This window comes from Halomonas sp. PR-M31, assembly GCF_001039575.1.
Lineage (GTDB): Bacteria > Pseudomonadota > Gammaproteobacteria > Pseudomonadales > Halomonadaceae > Modicisalibacter.
This window is the reverse complement of sequence record NZ_JIBT01000050.1, coordinates 1-15,635: the sequence shown is the minus strand read 5'-3', so window position 1 is coordinate 15,635 and position 15,635 is coordinate 1. Positions and strand designations below refer to the sequence as shown.

The 15,635-nt window shown below is 55.6% G+C and carries 15 protein-coding genes and 1 pseudogene; 13 read left to right on the top strand and 3 right to left on the bottom strand.

Features of this window, described 5'->3' with window-relative positions; translation table 11 throughout:
* Positions 1–73 precede the first annotated feature (73 nt).
* The 4 genes and pseudogenes from guaB to CH74_RS19650 all read left to right on the top strand — a co-directional run.
* Positions 74–1,543 carry an IMP dehydrogenase gene (gene guaB / locus CH74_RS13770; protein ID WP_048308116.1) on the top strand — a complete coding sequence of 490 codons (1,470 nt, stop codon included), beginning with the start codon at positions 74–76 and terminating at the stop codon, positions 1,541–1,543.
* Positions 1,544–1,708: 165 nt separating this feature from the next.
* Positions 1,709–3,283, top strand: coding sequence for a glutamine-hydrolyzing GMP synthase (gene guaA / locus CH74_RS13765; protein ID WP_048308115.1), 1,575 nt, complete (start codon positions 1,709–1,711; stop codon positions 3,281–3,283).
* A gap of 353 nt (positions 3,284–3,636) precedes the next feature.
* Positions 3,637–4,161: an AlpA family transcriptional regulator gene (locus CH74_RS13760; protein ID WP_048308114.1), complete on the top strand. Its 525-nt coding sequence runs from the start codon at positions 3,637–3,639 to the stop codon at positions 4,159–4,161.
* Positions 4,144–4,323 (top strand): annotated as a pseudogene (locus CH74_RS19650) (GMP synthase (glutamine-hydrolyzing)); the annotation flags it as partial. The gene CH74_RS13760 and the pseudogene CH74_RS19650, both read left to right, overlap by 18 nt.
* Positions 4,324–4,467: 144 nt before the next feature.
* On the opposite strand, the gene CH74_RS13755 reads toward CH74_RS19650, so the two are convergent.
* Both CH74_RS13755 and CH74_RS13750 read right to left on the bottom strand, forming a co-directional pair.
* Positions 4,468–7,377 carry a hypothetical protein gene (locus CH74_RS13755; RefSeq protein ID WP_048308113.1) on the bottom strand — a complete coding sequence of 970 codons (2,910 nt, stop codon included), beginning with the start codon at positions 7,375–7,377 and terminating at the stop codon, positions 4,468–4,470.
* Entirely contained in the window at positions 7,362–8,411 is a 1,050-nt protein-coding gene (locus CH74_RS13750; protein ID WP_048308112.1) for a hypothetical protein, read from the bottom strand. The genes CH74_RS13755 and CH74_RS13750 overlap by 16 nt, the downstream gene beginning before the upstream one ends.
* A 378-nt stretch (positions 8,412–8,789) precedes the next feature.
* Between CH74_RS13750 and CH74_RS19645 the strand changes: the two genes are divergently transcribed.
* The 5 genes from CH74_RS19645 (at position 8,790) to CH74_RS19025 (ending at position 10,852) form a co-directional block, all read left to right on the top strand.
* On the top strand, positions 8,790–9,188 hold the full coding sequence (locus CH74_RS19645) for an AbiEi antitoxin N-terminal domain-containing protein (protein WP_253273075.1): 399 nt from the start codon (positions 8,790–8,792) through the stop codon (positions 9,186–9,188).
* A complete protein-coding gene (locus CH74_RS13740; protein WP_048308111.1) occupies positions 9,166–9,426 on the top strand; it encodes a type II toxin-antitoxin system Phd/YefM family antitoxin in 261 nt (86 codons plus the stop codon). The genes CH74_RS19645 and CH74_RS13740 overlap by 23 nt, the downstream gene beginning before the upstream one ends.
* A complete protein-coding gene (locus CH74_RS13735; RefSeq protein ID WP_048308110.1) occupies positions 9,419–9,682 on the top strand; it encodes a Txe/YoeB family addiction module toxin in 264 nt (87 codons plus the stop codon). The genes CH74_RS13740 and CH74_RS13735 overlap by 8 nt, the downstream gene beginning before the upstream one ends.
* Positions 9,683–9,848: 166 nt before the next feature.
* A complete protein-coding gene (gene rhuM / locus CH74_RS13730) occupies positions 9,849–10,625 on the top strand; it encodes a RhuM family protein (RefSeq protein WP_216594774.1) in 777 nt (258 codons plus the stop codon).
* Positions 10,622–10,852, top strand: coding sequence for a Fic family protein (locus tag CH74_RS19025; RefSeq protein WP_216594773.1), 231 nt, complete (start codon positions 10,622–10,624; stop codon positions 10,850–10,852). The genes rhuM and CH74_RS19025 overlap by 4 nt, the downstream gene beginning before the upstream one ends.
* Positions 10,853–11,043: 191 nt before the next feature.
* Here CH74_RS19025 and CH74_RS13725 read toward each other — a convergent pair whose 3' ends face one another.
* Entirely contained in the window at positions 11,044–12,135 is a 1,092-nt protein-coding gene (locus CH74_RS13725; RefSeq protein ID WP_253273074.1) for a lipoate--protein ligase, read from the bottom strand.
* Between the two features lie 18 nt (positions 12,136–12,153).
* Between CH74_RS13725 and CH74_RS13720 the strand changes: the two genes are divergently transcribed.
* From CH74_RS13720 to CH74_RS13705, 4 genes are all read left to right on the top strand, one after another.
* Positions 12,154–12,837, top strand: a complete 684-nt coding sequence (locus tag CH74_RS13720; RefSeq protein WP_048308108.1) for a DNA-3-methyladenine glycosylase I — start codon at positions 12,154–12,156, stop codon at positions 12,835–12,837.
* A gap of 274 nt (positions 12,838–13,111) precedes the next feature.
* The gene (locus CH74_RS13715) at positions 13,112–14,020 is read left to right on the top strand and encodes an arylamine N-acetyltransferase (protein WP_048308107.1); all 909 of its coding nucleotides are present in this window, start codon (positions 13,112–13,114) and stop codon (positions 14,018–14,020) included.
* 348 nt (positions 14,021–14,368) lie between these two features.
* The gene (locus CH74_RS13710; protein ID WP_048308106.1) at positions 14,369–14,605 is read left to right on the top strand and encodes a hypothetical protein; all 237 of its coding nucleotides are present in this window, start codon (positions 14,369–14,371) and stop codon (positions 14,603–14,605) included.
* Positions 14,606–14,739: 134 nt separating this feature from the next.
* Positions 14,740–15,600, top strand: a complete 861-nt coding sequence (locus CH74_RS13705; protein WP_048308105.1) for an SDR family oxidoreductase — start codon at positions 14,740–14,742, stop codon at positions 15,598–15,600.
* Positions 15,601–15,635 lie beyond the last annotated feature (35 nt).

The following is a 15,635-nucleotide window of genomic DNA, read 5'->3' as shown; positions in this document are numbered from 1 at the left end:
TGGAGGTTTATAATACCCGGCTATCTATTCCACGCCCCTCCCTTCTCACTCTGCTCAATTGGGTGTTGCCGACATGTTACGTATGGCGCAAGAAGCTCTTACGTTCGATGACGTATTACTCGTTCCCGGCTATTCCGACGTTCTGCCCAAGGATGTCACGTTAAAGACCCGCCTGACCCGCAATCTCCGCCTCAACATTCCGCTCGCTTCTTCTGCCATGGATACCGTGACCGAGTCCCGTCTGGCCATCGCCATGGCCCAGGAAGGCGGTATCGGCATCATCCACAAGAGCATGAGCATTGCCGGTCAAGCCGCCGAGGTGCGCAAGGTCAAGAAGCACGAGAGCGTGATCGTAAAGGATCCGGTCACCGTAAGCCCCAAGGCCAAGCTGCAAGATCTGTTGGCCATGGCCAACGAATACGGCTTCTCAGGCTTTCCGGTGGTGGAAGGCGAGACGCTGGTCGGCATCGTAACCGGCCGGGACATGCGCTTCGAGCCGGATTACAGCGACAGCGTCGAGGCGATCATGACGCCTCAGGACAAGCTGATCACCGTGCTCGAAGGCACGCCGCTGGAGCTGATCAAGGCCAAGCTGCACGAGCATCGCATCGAGAAAATGCTAGTGGTGGATAACGACTTCCGCCTACGGGGGCTGGTGACCTTCCGTGATATCGAGAAGGCACGCAATTACCCCTATGCCGCCAAGGACAGCGATGGACGCCTGCTGGTCGGTGCAGCGGTCGGTACCGGCACCGAAACCGCGGATCGCATCAAGGCTTTAGCCGAAGCCGGGGTGGACGTAATCGTCGTTGATACCGCTCACGGCCATTCCAAGGGCGTCATTGAGCGGGTGGCCTGGGTCAAGGAGCACTTCCCGAGCATTCAGGTCATCGGTGGCAATATTGCCACGGCGGAGGCGGCCAAGGCCCTGGCGGAAGCCGGCGCGGATGCGGTCAAGGTCGGCATCGGTCCGGGCTCGATCTGCACCACCCGCATCGTGGCCGGCGTCGGCGTACCCCAGATTACGGCAGTCTCAAATGTCGCCGAGGCGCTCAAGCCCTTCGATATTCCCTTGATCGCCGATGGCGGCGTGCGTTTCTCCGGGGATGTGGCCAAGGCCATCGCTGCCGGGGCCAGCTGCGTGATGATCGGCGGCCTGCTTGCTGGCACGGAAGAAGCGCCAGGGGAAGTCGAACTCTATCAAGGCCGTACCTACAAGGCCTATCGTGGCATGGGCTCCATGGGCGCCATGTCTCAGAGCCAGGGCAGCGCGGATCGCTACTTTCAGGACAAATCCGAAGGCGCCGAAAAGCTGGTGCCGGAAGGCATCGAAGGTCGTGTACCTTATAAAGGCATGATGAGCGCCATCGTGCATCAGCTAATGGGCGGCCTGCGCGCCTCCATGGGCTATACCGGCTGTCGCAGCATCGACGAGATGCGCACCAAGCCGGAATTTGTCAAGATCACCGGCGCCGGCTTCAACGAATCCCATGTTCATGACGTGCAAATAACCAAGGAAGCGCCGAACTACAGGGTGAGCTAAAAGCGCCGCCGGACGACGCCATGCGTTGTTGTAAATGACCTTGCCATGCTCATTGACACCCACGTCAACTGCGCTGGCTCGGTCATTTACGCCTAGCCTGGCATTCACCCAGCGACGCTTTATAAGTCTTCGCGTATTTTCTTTTCCGACCTGGATGCCTTTCGCATGACCGATATTCACGCTCACAAGATCCTGATTCTCGATTTCGGCTCCCAGTACACCCAGCTGATCGCCCGCCGCGTGCGGGAGATCGGTGTCTATTCCGAAGTTCGCGCCTTCGATATCACCGAAGACGAGATTCGCGAGTACAGCCCCAACGGCATCATCCTTGCCGGTGGGCCGGAGTCCGTGACGCAGCTTGATTCCCCCCGGGCGCCGCAGTGCGTGTTCGAGCTGGGCTTGCCGGTATTTGGCATCTGCTACGGCCTGCAGACCATGGCGGAACAGCTGGGCGGGCGCGTGGAAGGCTCCAAGAAGCAGGAGTTCGGCTACGCCCAGATTCGCATCGACGGCGACGACGATCTGTTCAAGGGCATCAAGGATCACGTCGATCATGATGGCAAGGCGCTGCTCGACGTATGGATGAGTCACGGTGACAAGGTGGCCGAAGCCCCGGCGGAATTTACCGTGACCGCCTCCACGCCGAGTTGCCCGGTAGCCGCTATGACCTGGCCCGAAAAGCGTTTCTATGGGGTGCAGTTTCACCCGGAAGTGACTCACACCCTGCAAGGCCAGCGCATTCTCGAACACTTCGTGCTGGACATCTGTGGAGCGGAAAGACTCTGGACGCCGGCGCGCATCGTTGAGGATCTGAGTGCCCGAGTGCGGGATCAGGTCGGCGATCGCCATGTGTTGCTGGGGCTTTCCGGCGGCGTGGACTCTTCTGTGGTGGCGGCACTGCTGCACAAGGCCATCAGTGATCAGCTCACCTGCGTGTTCGTCGACAACGGCTTGTTGCGCAAGAACGAAGGCGACCAGGTAATGGAGACCTTCGCCAACCACATGGGCGTGAAGGTGATCCGCGTCGATGCCGAAGATTTATTTCTTGCCAAGCTCGAAGGAGTCAATGATCCAGAAGCCAAGCGCAAGGCCATCGGCAACACTTTCATCGACGTGTTTGACGACGAAGCGGCCAAGATCGAGGGCGTCGACTTCCTTGCCCAGGGCACCATCTACCCAGACGTGATCGAATCCGCCGCCGGCAAGACCGGCAAGGCCCACGTCATCAAGTCGCATCACAATGTCGGTGGCCTGCCCGAGACCATGAAGTTGAAGCTGGTCGAACCGCTGCGGGAGCTGTTCAAGGACGAAGTGAGAAAGCTCGGCCTGGAACTCGGCCTGCCCTACGACATGGTCTACCGTCACCCCTTCCCAGGACCCGGTCTTGGCGTGCGCATTCTCGGCGAAGTGAAGAAAGAATACGCCGACATTCTGCGCGACGCCGACGCCATCTTCATCGAAGAACTGCACAGCGCTGACTGGTACCACAAGACCAGCCAGGCCTTCGCCGTCTTCCTGCCGGTTAAGTCAGTCGGTGTGGTCGGCGACGGGCGCCGCTACGAGTGGGTGATCGCGCTTCGCGCTGTGGAAACCATCGACTTCATGACCGCCCGCTGGGCGCATTTGCCCTATGAACTGTTGGAGAAAGTCTCGAACCGCATCATCAACGAGATTGGTGGGGTTTCGCGGGTGACTTATGACGTGAGCAGCAAGCCCCCGGCGACGATTGAGTGGGAGTGATTTTAGCGGCTTCATCAAAATGGTTGTCAATTGACAACCATTTTTTTTGCAACCATACTTGGAGCGAAGCAATGGCACGAGCCTCCCATCCCAACAAAGAGATCGAAGCAGCATTGCGATATGCCCAGTCCAACGGTTGGCGGATCAAGGCTGCCAGTGGCCATGCGTGGGGCCGGATTTATTGCCCCTACAACGATAATGAGTGCCGCTGCGGTGAATTCTGTATCGCCAGCATTTGGAGTACCCCGAAGAATCCAATGGCACACGCTCGCGCCATTCGACGAGTCGTTGATAACTGCACGACGCACCAGAAGCGGGGCAGTGATCAAGAAGACGCTTAGCAGGAGTACGTCATGGAATACATCTTCACACTCAAATACCGGCTTACCAAGCAAGATACCGACACTGACGAGTTGATCGAGTGTCTCGGGGAAGCCGGATGCGACGATGCATTGATCGGCATTGGCCAGCCGGGGCGTCTAGCGCTTGAGTTTACTCGCGAGGCGGAGGACGCACGACATGCACTACACAGCGCGTTAGCCGACGTTAAAAAGGCTGTGCCTACAGCGCGACTGATCGAGGTTACACCGGATATTGTTGGGCTGACAGATGCAGCGGAAATGGTCGGCATGTCCCGACAGAACTTGCGTAAGTTAATGGTAGCGAATTCCGAAACATTTCCTGATCCCATACACGAAGGCAGCGCCTCGCTTTGGCATCTTTCGGAAATACTGGCATGGCTGGATACCAGAGGTAGTTATGCATTGGAGCGCAGCGTGATGGATATTGCGTCTGCTGCATTGCAGGTTAATCTGCTTAAACAGACACAGCGACAATTGCCTGAGTATGATCAGGAGTTGGAAGAATTGGTGAGCTGACGCGCCGTGGAAACCATCGACTTCATGACCGCCCGCTGGGCGCACCTGCCCTATAAGCTGCTGGAGAAGGTCTTCAACCGCATTATCAATGAGATTAGCGGGGCGTCGCGAGTAACCAACGACGTGAGCAGCATGCCCCAGGTGATGATCGAGTGGGAGTGAGCGGCCAGATAGCGTTTATAAGAGCTGTTTAGCCACCGGTTCATCTGCTTCATACAAAAGCTGCCTTTACCGGCAGGCTTTTGTATACCATTTAATCCTGCGCCGTGGCCTTAATGGCGCGAAGCTCTGCTGGCAAGACGAGCATCAGCGCGATAAGTCAAGCACCACAACTTCGACTTTCCCTGCCGTCACTGCCGAGTTTTGATCAAGCGCCGCCTGCAATTCGGTGGGCGAACCAGGTTTGGGTCCGCCTCCGGGCGGTTTAGCAACACGGTAGGAAGAGCCAAACCAGAAGACGAGGAATAAACCTTGTCCCTGGGCTTGCCAGTGGCCGGTGTAGAATGCCTCCAACTGGTCATCGATTGCGGTCCACAGTTTTTGATGCTGTTGTTTTTTGGCCTCGACTGGCAGTAGCAAACCGCCATGCTGGAAGACGATGTCAGCGCGTTTTCCCTGCGGCATGTCGGCCTCATCGACGGAATAGATTGACAGGGGATCAAGGTGGCCGCGCAGCAGTGCGACGGTTATATCGCGACACCTGTCTTCTTTGCGCGGACAGCCATCATCAGTCCAGAACAGGTTGACCTCATCTTCCGAACTGCCGCGCAGCCGCCTGCCCAGCTCTCGCATTTCGTCGACTACGATTGCGCGTAAGTCGGCGACGCTACCCGGCGGTCCACTGTCCAGTACCATCCTAATCTTGTCGAGCGTTGGCGGAACGTAGCCTTCGTCAGCCCGTTTCTGTCGCTGCTGGGCAGAAACCATTCTCAGTGTCCATGAATAACTGCCTTCAGGTGCATCCCTTAACGCTGTAAGTGCCGCTACGGCCTCAGCCGATATGTCGTTACCAAGGCGAGTGATGAGTGTTCGGATGTATTGCGACGCGTCCCAAGAGTTAGTATCCCCAATTGTCGTCGTCTCCGGTCGATCAACTTCAGGCCATTGCTCGCGAAAGGTTGCGATCATCCAGACGAGTTGGTCAACTGACAGGAATGCGCCGGTTCCTTCTTCATGCCTACCATGTCCAGAGCGGTCTCGGAGATGCCAAATCAACTCAGGCTCGATCTCTTCCTCTAGCCGTGCGCGTGCCAAATCGAAATCTACTATTAGTGCCACCGCCTGCCAATTTCGCCGCCGTTCGCCGCCAATCTCTCGTTCCTGTCGATCGACCACCAGACTTCGGAGCGTGTCGCGACGGTTGAAACGCAGCAATCGATCGGTCATCTCGGCCTCTGCCTCAACCAGCATGTCGGGGTAACGGAATAACCAGTTTTGGGCAAGGACAGCGCTCAAAGCGCTGTCCTCGCTGTTCATGAATTCCCAAAGATGATTCACATGCTGACGCTGCCACCTCAATTGTGGCTCGATATAGAGCCGTACAACCTGCCTCCATCGTCCTCGACGCTTCAATTCGGTTTCAATTTTCGGAGCGAGTTGCTCCAGCCCGGCGTGATCGCCGATCATCGTATGCCAACACTCAAAGAGTCCGGCTGCCAGTCGCTCGCTGCTCACCCCCTCGAATGGCTCTACCCGCGTGCGTGCTCGTTCGGCGAGCGCCGCGACAATGATGTCGCCCGCCGGCCAACGCCTACTTTGGGCATAGCTAAGCGCTATCGTCCTCGCGCTTGGTCGTGGCGGGCGGGTTTGAAGAAACGCCTCGAATCCGTCGAGCGCTGCCGCAGCGATCTCTTCGCCTAACCACTCCGCGACTCGCTCATTAGGGGGCACATTGTTGCCAATGTCCCAAAAACGTTTTAGATACGCCTGTGCAGGCTCGTGAATCAGACAATATTGGCCTGCTTTGACCCCTTTAATATTGGCGAGAAAGTGACGGCGATGCTCGGCAAACTTGGCAGCTAGTTTTGCCCTGCGCTTTCGTTCTCTTTCCTCCTGTTTGCGTTCCCATTCCGGAATCGGTCGCTCGGCTAGGCTTTCAGTCCAGGCGAGTAGATCAGGGCGATGTTGGGCGAAGGGCTTGGCCGCCTCACGCAGTGCCTTGCCCTCTTCTCCCCAAGTACGTCCTAACGCGATAATCTCGCGCCAGCGTTCGTCGGTACGATCGTCCGGATCCAGGGTTTTTAGCAGGCTGATAATCTCGGCCTGTGTGGGGAATAGATTGATGAGTCCACGATGAAGCGTAAAAGCTCGCTGCCAGATGCTTTTGTCACCAATTCTGTCAATTAGGATGTGTCGTTGGATCGCCTGGCGTACCGACGAATTCGCCTCCAGCCACTCTCCAATCTCCTTGCCATGATCACGATGATATGAGACTTGCTCGTTGAATGGTTCAAGCCATCGCCACAGTTGTAGTGGCTCGATCGTACCGCCTTCACTGATACGCCTGAGCACGAGAGCATATTGAAGATCGATCAAATCGTTCTCTTCGATTCCTGCTTGTTCGGGAAGAAGTGCATTGGCCTGAATGGCGAAAAGATCAAGTAAGCCGTCTAGCCGCGCCACGGGGACATTTCTGGCGAGGAGATAAAGTCCGAGTATAGTGTTGCGCTCAGATTCGGCGCCAACTGGGCATACTGTCAGCCCATCGTGGGCGAGGGCGATCGCGACAATCTGCTCGTCGCTGAAGGCATCTACGCCAATATCATCGAGCAACTCATACGCGAGTCGAAGCGCATCCTCCCGCACCTGCTGTCGCAACTCTTCAAGCAACTTGGGCCAGTTCTCACCGCCAAGCGAGACCAGTACCTGCGCGCTCTCATGACGGATGCCGTAAGGCTCGGCCTCGTCAAACATACGATCACGTAGCAGCGTGCGTTGCCCCTCGGCCGTTGGCGCGTTTTTGAGTTGCTGCAGCAAGAGTAGTCGCAGCCCAAACTCACTCTCACGATCGCCAACTACGCGTGCAACCTCATCCATCAATGGCGGCGTCACCAGCGCCGCCGCACGATACTCCTGCCAATTGACGAACTGTGGGTTGTCGGCGGCAAGCCGCTCTAGCGCCATGAACAGCCGCCGTGCCTGCTCGGGCATCAGCGCCTCCGCGTCGCCATATTCAACCACGCCCATCGGGTCCGTATTGATTACCGCGTCTGCCAACTGTGGGTCGCGCGCCAGCCAGCGTGCAGGCCACGCAGCGAAGCAGGTACCAGCCCGTGCGATCGGAACTGTTGGAGCAGGCGTTGCCGCTTCGTCCGCGTGTCGGCACGCGCAGCCAGCCAGCGTGCGCTAACAAACTCACCAATGCGGCGATGAGCGTAAGACAGGCCGTCCCGATCTGTTGCGAATAGCTTGGTGTTAGCTGCCTGCTTGACGTGGCCATGATCGAACGCCTCGACTTCTGACAGTGGCAATGCCTTGTCCGCAAGATCAATCGTGCCGCTCGGCTGATCGACGATGCGTGCGATGCCCGACAGTATTAGCGCCGAAAACGCCGCGCCCGCCGCATCTAGCACGACTTCGCGGGGCAGTTCCTGCTTGAATTGGTTCTGTTCTTTCCTGAGCGCCTCAATTGCCTGCTCGAACAGCGCGCCGCTTGTCGTTGGCAACGGCTGGTCGAATGGCAGGGCGGCGAACAGCTCCAGTGCCTGTGGATTTCCAAGAAAGTCGAGGCCAAATCGCCTAAAATGATCGAGCAGTACGCGAGCACGCTTCGCGTCGCCGGTTAGTTGGGTGAGTAATTCGTACTGTTCATCCTCATCGAGAGGCTCAAGGTGTACTTCCAGCGGTGGTACGTCTTCATATTGGTCGGCGATCGCCTGAGCTGAGATGGCCGCGCGCCATTCCCCCACCCGGCAACTGAGAATGAACGGCGGGTAGCCGAGCTCACCCAGCTTGCGCAGCACCAAATTGACCGCATCGCCATCGGATTGTGCTGAAACCTCGTCCAGCGCGTCGATCACCAACTTGGCATTTCCAAGCAGTGGCTCTGTTCGTACCTGGTTGATCAACTTCTGCGCGCGACAGAAGGCATTGCCGGCTTTCGCGCCCAGCTCCTTTAGTAGCTTGGTCTTGCCCATGCCGGGCTCGCCAAGCACGATAATCGGCTTGCGGCGCATCAGCAGGTCGTCCTGCTCCAGTTGGTGCCGGCCATCTCGGTCAGCGAACCACAGCTTTCGGCGAAAATAGCTCACGCATACTCTCTTTTGCACAATTAAATCTCATTACCAAACATCAGCCTATCATTTGTTTGCTCTGGATAGAGGTCGTCGCTATACGCCATTTTCGCATTGTCGTTGGAGTCGCTTAGCGTGGTTAGCCATCTCAAACAGGCGCCGGCGATGAGCCATCAGCGTGCTCTGTAAACCTATGAACCAGATGAGGTTTATAAGTATTGTATTTTACTCACCATGAGTGAGCGAAAAGACGAAAATTTAAACCGTCTGCTGTCTCATCTGAACGACACCGATCTAGTTTCCAGCCGGTGGCTGCGAACGCATGGCTATTCGAGCAGTCTCGTGGCGCGCTATGTGGCCAGCGGCTGACTGGAGTCGTTGGCGCGTAATGTCCATATGCGAAAAGGCAGGCGGCTGCAGTTGGAGGGCGTCGTTCATACCCTGCAAGTGGGAGAGGGTTTGTCGCTGCATGTTGGCTGTCATTCTGCGCTGGCTTTGCAGGGCCACGAGCACTATCTGCGTCAGGGCGAGGCCGCCACAATCACGCTGTATGGACCAGATCGGCTCCCAGCTGAGCTACTCGACTATCGCTTGCCGAACGCTTCGAGCTCCGTGGCAAAGGCCCTTTTGACTGGTCGATCTCAGGTTTTATATCCAATGTGTCGGTCCGCCGCTTGTTTCAGCGTTAGCGGCAAGTCAATATGTACTCTATACTGTACATGTCGGTCGTTTTCTCTATACTTGTACTGTCCGCTGTACAGGAGAGGGCTCCATGAAAATTATTTCATTCACTGAGGCTCGCAATGGTCTCAAGGCAGTGCTGGACGGGGTAGTCGACGATGCAGACACCGCTGTGATTACACGCCGTGATTCCGAAGATGCCGTGGTAATGTCACTTGATTACTACAACAGCCTTATGGAGACAGTGCACCTTTTGCGTTCTCCTGCTAATGCTGAGCATTTGAATAAATCTATTGCACAATACAGAGCAGGAAAGGCAGTTGAGCGTGAGCTGGTAGATAAAGATGAGTAGTCGGTTACTTTGTTGGACCGACGAGGCTTGGAACGACTATATCTATTGGCAAAGTCAGGATAAGAAGACTTTAAAGCGAATCAACAAGCTAATAGCAGATATGAGGCGGTCTCCGTTCGAAGGTATTGGCAAACCAGAACCTCTTAAAGAAAACCTGGCGGGTTTTTGGTCGCGCCGTATTGATGAGACCAACCGTTTGGTTTATGTCGTGGAAGATTCTTCCCTCACGATTATATCTTGTAGATACCACTATTGAACGAGTTGGCGATACTTGTGACAGCGGCAATGCCTTGTCCGCAAGACCAAGCATGCCGCTCGGTTGATCGACGGTGTCGGGTCCGATGTCGTAAACGATCCTGTCGGATTCTTCGATGGGGGCGTGCTATGGTCGTTTGATAGTGGATTCACTCGAAAAGACCGACATGAGCGAACAGCTGCAAATTCTTATTTATGAAGATGCTGAGAAGGCGGTCGACGTGCGTCTGGATGAAAGCCGCGAGACGGTATGGCTGACGCAGCGGCAGATGTCCGAGCTCTTCGATAAAGACGTACGCACGATTAATGAGCATGTGCTGAATGTTTACGATGAAGGCGAGCTGGAGAGAGCGCCAACTATCCGGAATATCCGGATAGTTCGTCAGGAGGGCTCGCGGCAGGTCACGCGAGCCCTCGAGCATTACAACCTGGATGTGATCATTTCGGTTGGCTATCGCGTCAAGTCTCAAGCAGGAACCCGTTTCCGCCAGTGGGCAACGCGCGTGCTTCGGGAGCATCTCACCCAGGGCTGGACGCTGCATCGTCAACGCTTTGAAGCCAATGCCCAGGAGTTGGAAGCGGCAATGGCGCTGGTGCGTAAGGCAGCACGTAGCCCTGCGTTGGATCTGTCGGGCGGTCGCGGTTTGGTGGATATCGTCGCGCGTTATGCACAGACTTTTCTACTGTTGCAGCGCTATGACGAAGGGTTGTTGAGCGATCCTGACGTGCAGGCGGGCGGCCAGCTTCCCTCGTTGGAGGTAGCGAGATCAGCGCTAGACGAGCTGAAGGTCGAATTGATGGAGCGAGGAGAGGCAACCGCACTGTTTGCGCGGGACCGAGGCGATGGCTTAGCTTCGTTACTTGGCAATCTCGACCAGTCCGCTTTCGGCGAGCCAGCTTACCCGAGTGTCGAATCGAAAGCGGCGCACCTCTCTATTTCGTGATCAAGAACCACCCATTCGCCGACGGCAACAAACGCAGTGCGGCTTTTCTGTTCGTCGATTTCCTGCACCGTAATGGGCGCCTATTGTCATCGACGAGAGAGCCTGTGATCAACGATGTAGGCTTGGCAGCGCTGACGCTCCTGGTGGCGGAGTCCGACCCCGCCAACAAAGAGACAATGATTCGTCTGATCATGAATATGCTGGCTGGTGATACAGCGCTCGCTTGAATCACCGATGCACCCAATTCAAATGTGCGAACGCGCCCCGTGCGTGGTCTTCGCAGAATAGCTCATGATCGGCTTGGGGTTCGAAATCTCTTCAATACAATCACTCATAGTGAGCAAAAACGCGCAAGCATAAACCACTTGTTGTCTAGCTTAGACGCCGCTGCCTTTTTCATGCCTGGTGCAATACTCGGCTATTGCTCATCCGGCCCGTAGATCAGGTCGATAAACTTGGCGCGGTCCACTTCGCCGAAGTAGGGATAGAGGTCAATGTCCTGCAGGGCGTCTTCGATCTCGCGCTTGTCGTAGCGCACGCCGACCAGTGCGTCTTCGATCTCGCTGACCGGACGTTGACCAAAGAAGTCACCGTAAATCTTGACGTTTTCAATGGCGCCGCCGCGCTTTACCTTGAGACGAAAATCGATAATCCCTGCGGCAAAATGTCGGGTGCGTTGGATGTCAAAGTCTGGCGAGCGGCCGTAGTTCCAATCCCATTGGCGGTATTTTTCCTCGACCAGCGTGTTGATGCTGTCCCAGTCCTCGGCGGTTAGGCGGTAGGTCTTGCGCTCAATACCATCAGGGAAAAGGCTTGCCAGTATTTTCTCCTTGAACGCTTCGGTAGAGAGCGGTGCGTCCAGAAACTCGGCAATGTTGGCAACCCGCGCCCGGGCGGACTTGTGACCCTTGGATGTGATTTTGGTCATCTTCACGTCAAGCGCTTTGGTGACTTGGCTCAAGTCGCAGTCCAGCAGCAGGGTGCCGTGGTTGAACATGCGCTTGGTGGAGGAGAACTGGGCATTGCCGGAGATCTTTTTATCGCCTACCACAATGTCGTTGCGGCCCTTCATCTCGGCTGGCACGCCCATGTCATTGAGCACCTTGGTGATGGGCGTGGCAAACTGTTTGAAGTTGTTCAGTTTGTCCTTGGAAAAGTCGGTCAGAAAGCTGAAATTGAGGTTGCCATGGTCGTGATACACCGCGCCGCCGCCGGAGATGCGTCGCACGACGTGAATGCCGTGCTCGTCGATATACGCCTGATGAATCTCTTCCAGGGTGTTCTGGTTGCGGCCGATGATGATCGACGGCGCGTTGATGTAGAACAGCAGGTAGTCCTCGCCCCCAGGCAGATGGCGGATGCAGTACTCCTCGATGGCGAGATTGACATGCGGGTCGGTAATGCCTTCGTTGTCGATATAGATCATAGCGAACCTGGCGGTGAAGCGAAGATAGCGATTGAGGATAATGGTCGAGAGTATAGCGCCGCCAGCAAGAGTCAACGACGGCACAGGTAGAGCGAGGTAGACATGACACTGAATTACCGCTGGCTCCATGACAGGGTTCGCAATCGTTTCGACTCTGACGACGCCATGGAAGCCTTCCTGCCCAGCCCGCTGACGCCTGACGAGCTGAAGCAGCTGGGAGACGATCGCTATCTTTCCGCCATGAGCCTGCGGGTATTTCGGGCTGGCATGACACACTCGGTGGTCGATGCCAGGTGGCCTGCCTTCGAGGAAGCCTTCTGGGGGTTTGACCCGGAGACGCTCGTGTTGCTCAGCCCGGAGCAGATCGACGGCCACATGAACAATGACCGCATTATCCGTCACCGCACCAAGCTGCAGACCATTCCCAGGAATGCCCAGTTCATCCTGGATATTCGCCAGGAGCAGGACACAAGCTTTGGCGAGTTCATTGCCAACTGGCCCGGTGCCAACATCATCGGCCTGTGGCGTCTATTGGCCAAGCGTGGCGCTCGGCTGGGCGGGCGCTCCGCTGCCGGCTTCCTGCGACTTGTCGGCAAGGATACCTTTCTGCTGACCAGCGATGTGGTGGCACGCCTGGTGGCCGCCGGGGTGATCGACCAGACGCCGACGAGTCAGCGCGACAGGCAGCGTGTACAGGATGCTTTCAATGCATTGCAACAGGTATCAGCAAGGCCGCTGTGCCAGCTCTCCGCCATGCTCTCGTTAAGTATCAACCCAAGGTTCTAGCCGACGTCAGATCTCGATGCGGCTTTTCTCGACTAAACTCCACGTCAGCGCCTCATTTCCGACGGTCATCGTTCACATCCTCTGCAAGCCAAGCCTTTAAGCAAGGGAGGACTTGCCGCTATTGCCGGGCACTTTGTCTTTGCTTTGGAAGAATACGTGGCAACAATGCGGATTTAACCGGAAGTGATTGGCGCTGTATAGTGTTTACCTTCGCTATAGCATTACAGAGTCATATTTCGAAGTAAGTATCGAGAAAAAGGAGTCAGGATAGGTTATGAATGGAATCAATTATGAGAATTATCTCAGGCAACTTGGTTTTACACAGTCAGAGATTGACCAGTCAATTACGCCTGATTTAGATACGCTTAGACGTTTACAGCTGTCTCACTTGATACATTATCCTTTTCAAAGCTTGACTACCGTTCTAGGTAGGCCGGTTGATTTAGAAGAAGAGGTCGTTTATGACAAGCTGGTCGAACGCCGCGAAGGAGGGTATTGCTATGAACTGAATGGCTTGTTTTTATCCCTGCTGCGCTATTTGGGCTATGAAGCAGGGATCGTTACTGGTTCTGTAATTATTGATGATAATCTCGAAGCACGCAATCCTCGCACCCACACAGCATTGATGGTAACTATTGATAAAACTACTTATCTAGTTGATGTAGGTTTTGGTGGCCTTGCGCCTACTGCACCTTTAATCTTTACTTTTGATCAAGAAGAAGTTCACATACAAACTACGCCCCATGGCCGCTACAAGATTATAAAAGATGAAAGTGTTCAAGATTGTATCAGCCCGGAATTTTCTCATGCTAAAGTGAATCGTGGGAGATATATTCTTTGCAGTGAGGCTGAGTCTAAATGGAAAATGCTTTATGCATTTTACTTTTTTCCATTAGCTAAAATAGACTTGATTGTAGGAAATTGGTATGTCTCCACTCATCCTGAATCACCTTTTAGAAACAAGCTAATGGCATCAAGAGTTGATGAGCATGGCGTAAGACATACTTTGTCAGGTAATAAGTATCAACGCCATCAGGTTGGCCAACCAAGTCAAAGCAAGATTCTAGACGGCGTAGATGAGCTGTTGTCACAGCTAAAGGACGTATTCTTGATGGATGGCGTTAGTCAGTTAACGCCTGATGAGCGTCGAGATCTAACGAATTTTTTGCAAGATACGGTATAGCTTACAGGTTGGCGAAAATCGGCGGTCTCGAGTTTCAGACTCTACCTAATGACTAGAATTTTGCCCGGTGGCACCATATCGCCTTCAACTCGAACAGACGCTGAAGGGATATGGTCAACGAGGGGGTAAGTCTTTAGAGTGCCTTTCGCTATGACGACTATCGTCAATGATTCCAGTGCAAAAAAGATGTTCGCATTAACACCAGGTTTTCTTTCAAAAGTCTCCAAAAACTGTAGAAAAACCATTCGCCAGCATGGCATGACGGCACGCTCGCTAGTGCCTCGTTCCCTGACTATGCTGAGTCAGCAACGAGATAAACAGGATATCGCTCGATAGGAAGACGAACTCATGGACGAGATCAACCGCTGGATCGATTGCAGCACCCATCGCCACTGGTTGGCCGGCAAGAGTCTTAATCTTCTCAAGTTCTATCGCAAGTCGCGACTACCTCAGGGCGGCTTCGGCCCTTTTGATGCCAATGGACGCCTAACGTCGCAAACTGCAGATACGCTGCTTCCACGCTTGCCCCTGACCCTGACCCTGACCCTGACCCTGACGCTTGCCTTGGCGGTCAGGCGCCTTTAGCAACCTGGCCGAACGCTTACGTTTTTCAGCCTTCCACACGTCCGGTTTGCCCTAGGCACCTAAGGCGACTAGCGTTAGACAATCGGCTTTTCACTCACGTCCAGCAAGGCGAAGGAACCGCCAAGGAGAACCTCATGGACGACAAGTTCGAAATTCGTGCTCAATCCCAGAACCCGCCGGGCAGCGAGGCCGAAATGGATCCGCCCGCGCAGATGATCCGCAACGGCTATCGCGGCGCGGGCAAGCTGGAAGGTAAGGTGGCGCTGGTGACCGGAGGGGATTCCGGCATTGGACGCTCGGTAGCGATCCACTTTGCCCGGGAGGGCGCCGACGTGGCCGTGGCCTATCTCAGCGAGACCGTTGACGCCGAGGAAACCAGACGTCTGGTGGAGGCGGAAGGGCGGCGCTGCCATCTGCTCGAAGGCGATCTTACCCAGGCGGATTTCTGCCGCCGGTGCGTGGCTGAAACCGTCGAGACACTTGGCGGGTTCAACTGTTTAGTCAACAACGCCGGTACCCAATGGGTCCAGGAGGACTTGACCGAACTTCCGGACGAGCAATGGCGCCACACCTTCGATACCAACATCCATAGCCAGTTCTATCTGGCCAAGGCCGCGCTACCCCATCTCAAAGCAGGCGATACGATCATCAACACCGCCTCGATCAATGCCTATATCGGCCCTAACTTCCTAGTCGATTACAGCGCGACCAAGGGCGCGATCGTCGCCTTTACTCGCAGCCTGTCCAATCAGGTTGTCGGTCGCGGCATTCGCGTCAACGCGGTGGCCCCGGGGCCTGTCTGGACGCCGCTGCAGCCCGCCACCTCGGCGCACGATCCGCAGTGGGTCGAAGGCCTCGGTTCAGGCACTCCCATGGGGCGGGCTGCCCAGCCCAGCGAGCTCGGTCCGGTCTACGTGTTTCTGGCGAGCCTGGACTCATCGTTCATCAGCGGTCAGACGATTCACCCGAACGGTGGCACGGTCGTCAACGGCTGATTTTCAAGAGTGTGCCGAGAATGTCCGCGGCTGTT

Excerpts from the sequence above, each read along its gene's own strand:
- CH74_RS13760 (WP_048308114.1), top strand. The coding sequence starts at position 3,637 with ATGGAATACATCTTCACACTCAAATACCGGCTTACCAAGCAAGATACC.
- CH74_RS13715 (WP_048308107.1), top strand. The coding sequence starts at position 13,112 with ATGAATGGAATCAATTATGAGAATTATCTCAGGCAACTTGGTTTTACA.
- rhuM (WP_216594774.1), top strand. The coding sequence starts at position 9,849 with ATGAGCGAACAGCTGCAAATTCTTATTTATGAAGATGCTGAGAAGGCG.
- CH74_RS19645 (WP_253273075.1), top strand. The coding sequence starts at position 8,790 with ATGCGAAAAGGCAGGCGGCTGCAGTTGGAGGGCGTCGTTCATACCCTG.
- guaA (WP_048308115.1), top strand. The coding sequence starts at position 1,709 with ATGACCGATATTCACGCTCACAAGATCCTGATTCTCGATTTCGGCTCC.
- CH74_RS13720 (WP_048308108.1), top strand. The coding sequence starts at position 12,154 with ATGACACTGAATTACCGCTGGCTCCATGACAGGGTTCGCAATCGTTTC.
- CH74_RS13705 (WP_048308105.1), top strand. The coding sequence starts at position 14,740 with ATGGACGACAAGTTCGAAATTCGTGCTCAATCCCAGAACCCGCCGGGC.
- CH74_RS13710 (WP_048308106.1), top strand. The coding sequence starts at position 14,369 with ATGGACGAGATCAACCGCTGGATCGATTGCAGCACCCATCGCCACTGG.
- CH74_RS13740 (WP_048308111.1), top strand. The coding sequence starts at position 9,166 with ATGAAAATTATTTCATTCACTGAGGCTCGCAATGGTCTCAAGGCAGTG.
- CH74_RS13735 (WP_048308110.1), top strand. The coding sequence starts at position 9,419 with ATGAGTAGTCGGTTACTTTGTTGGACCGACGAGGCTTGGAACGACTAT.
- guaB (WP_048308116.1), top strand. The coding sequence starts at position 74 with ATGTTACGTATGGCGCAAGAAGCTCTTACGTTCGATGACGTATTACTC.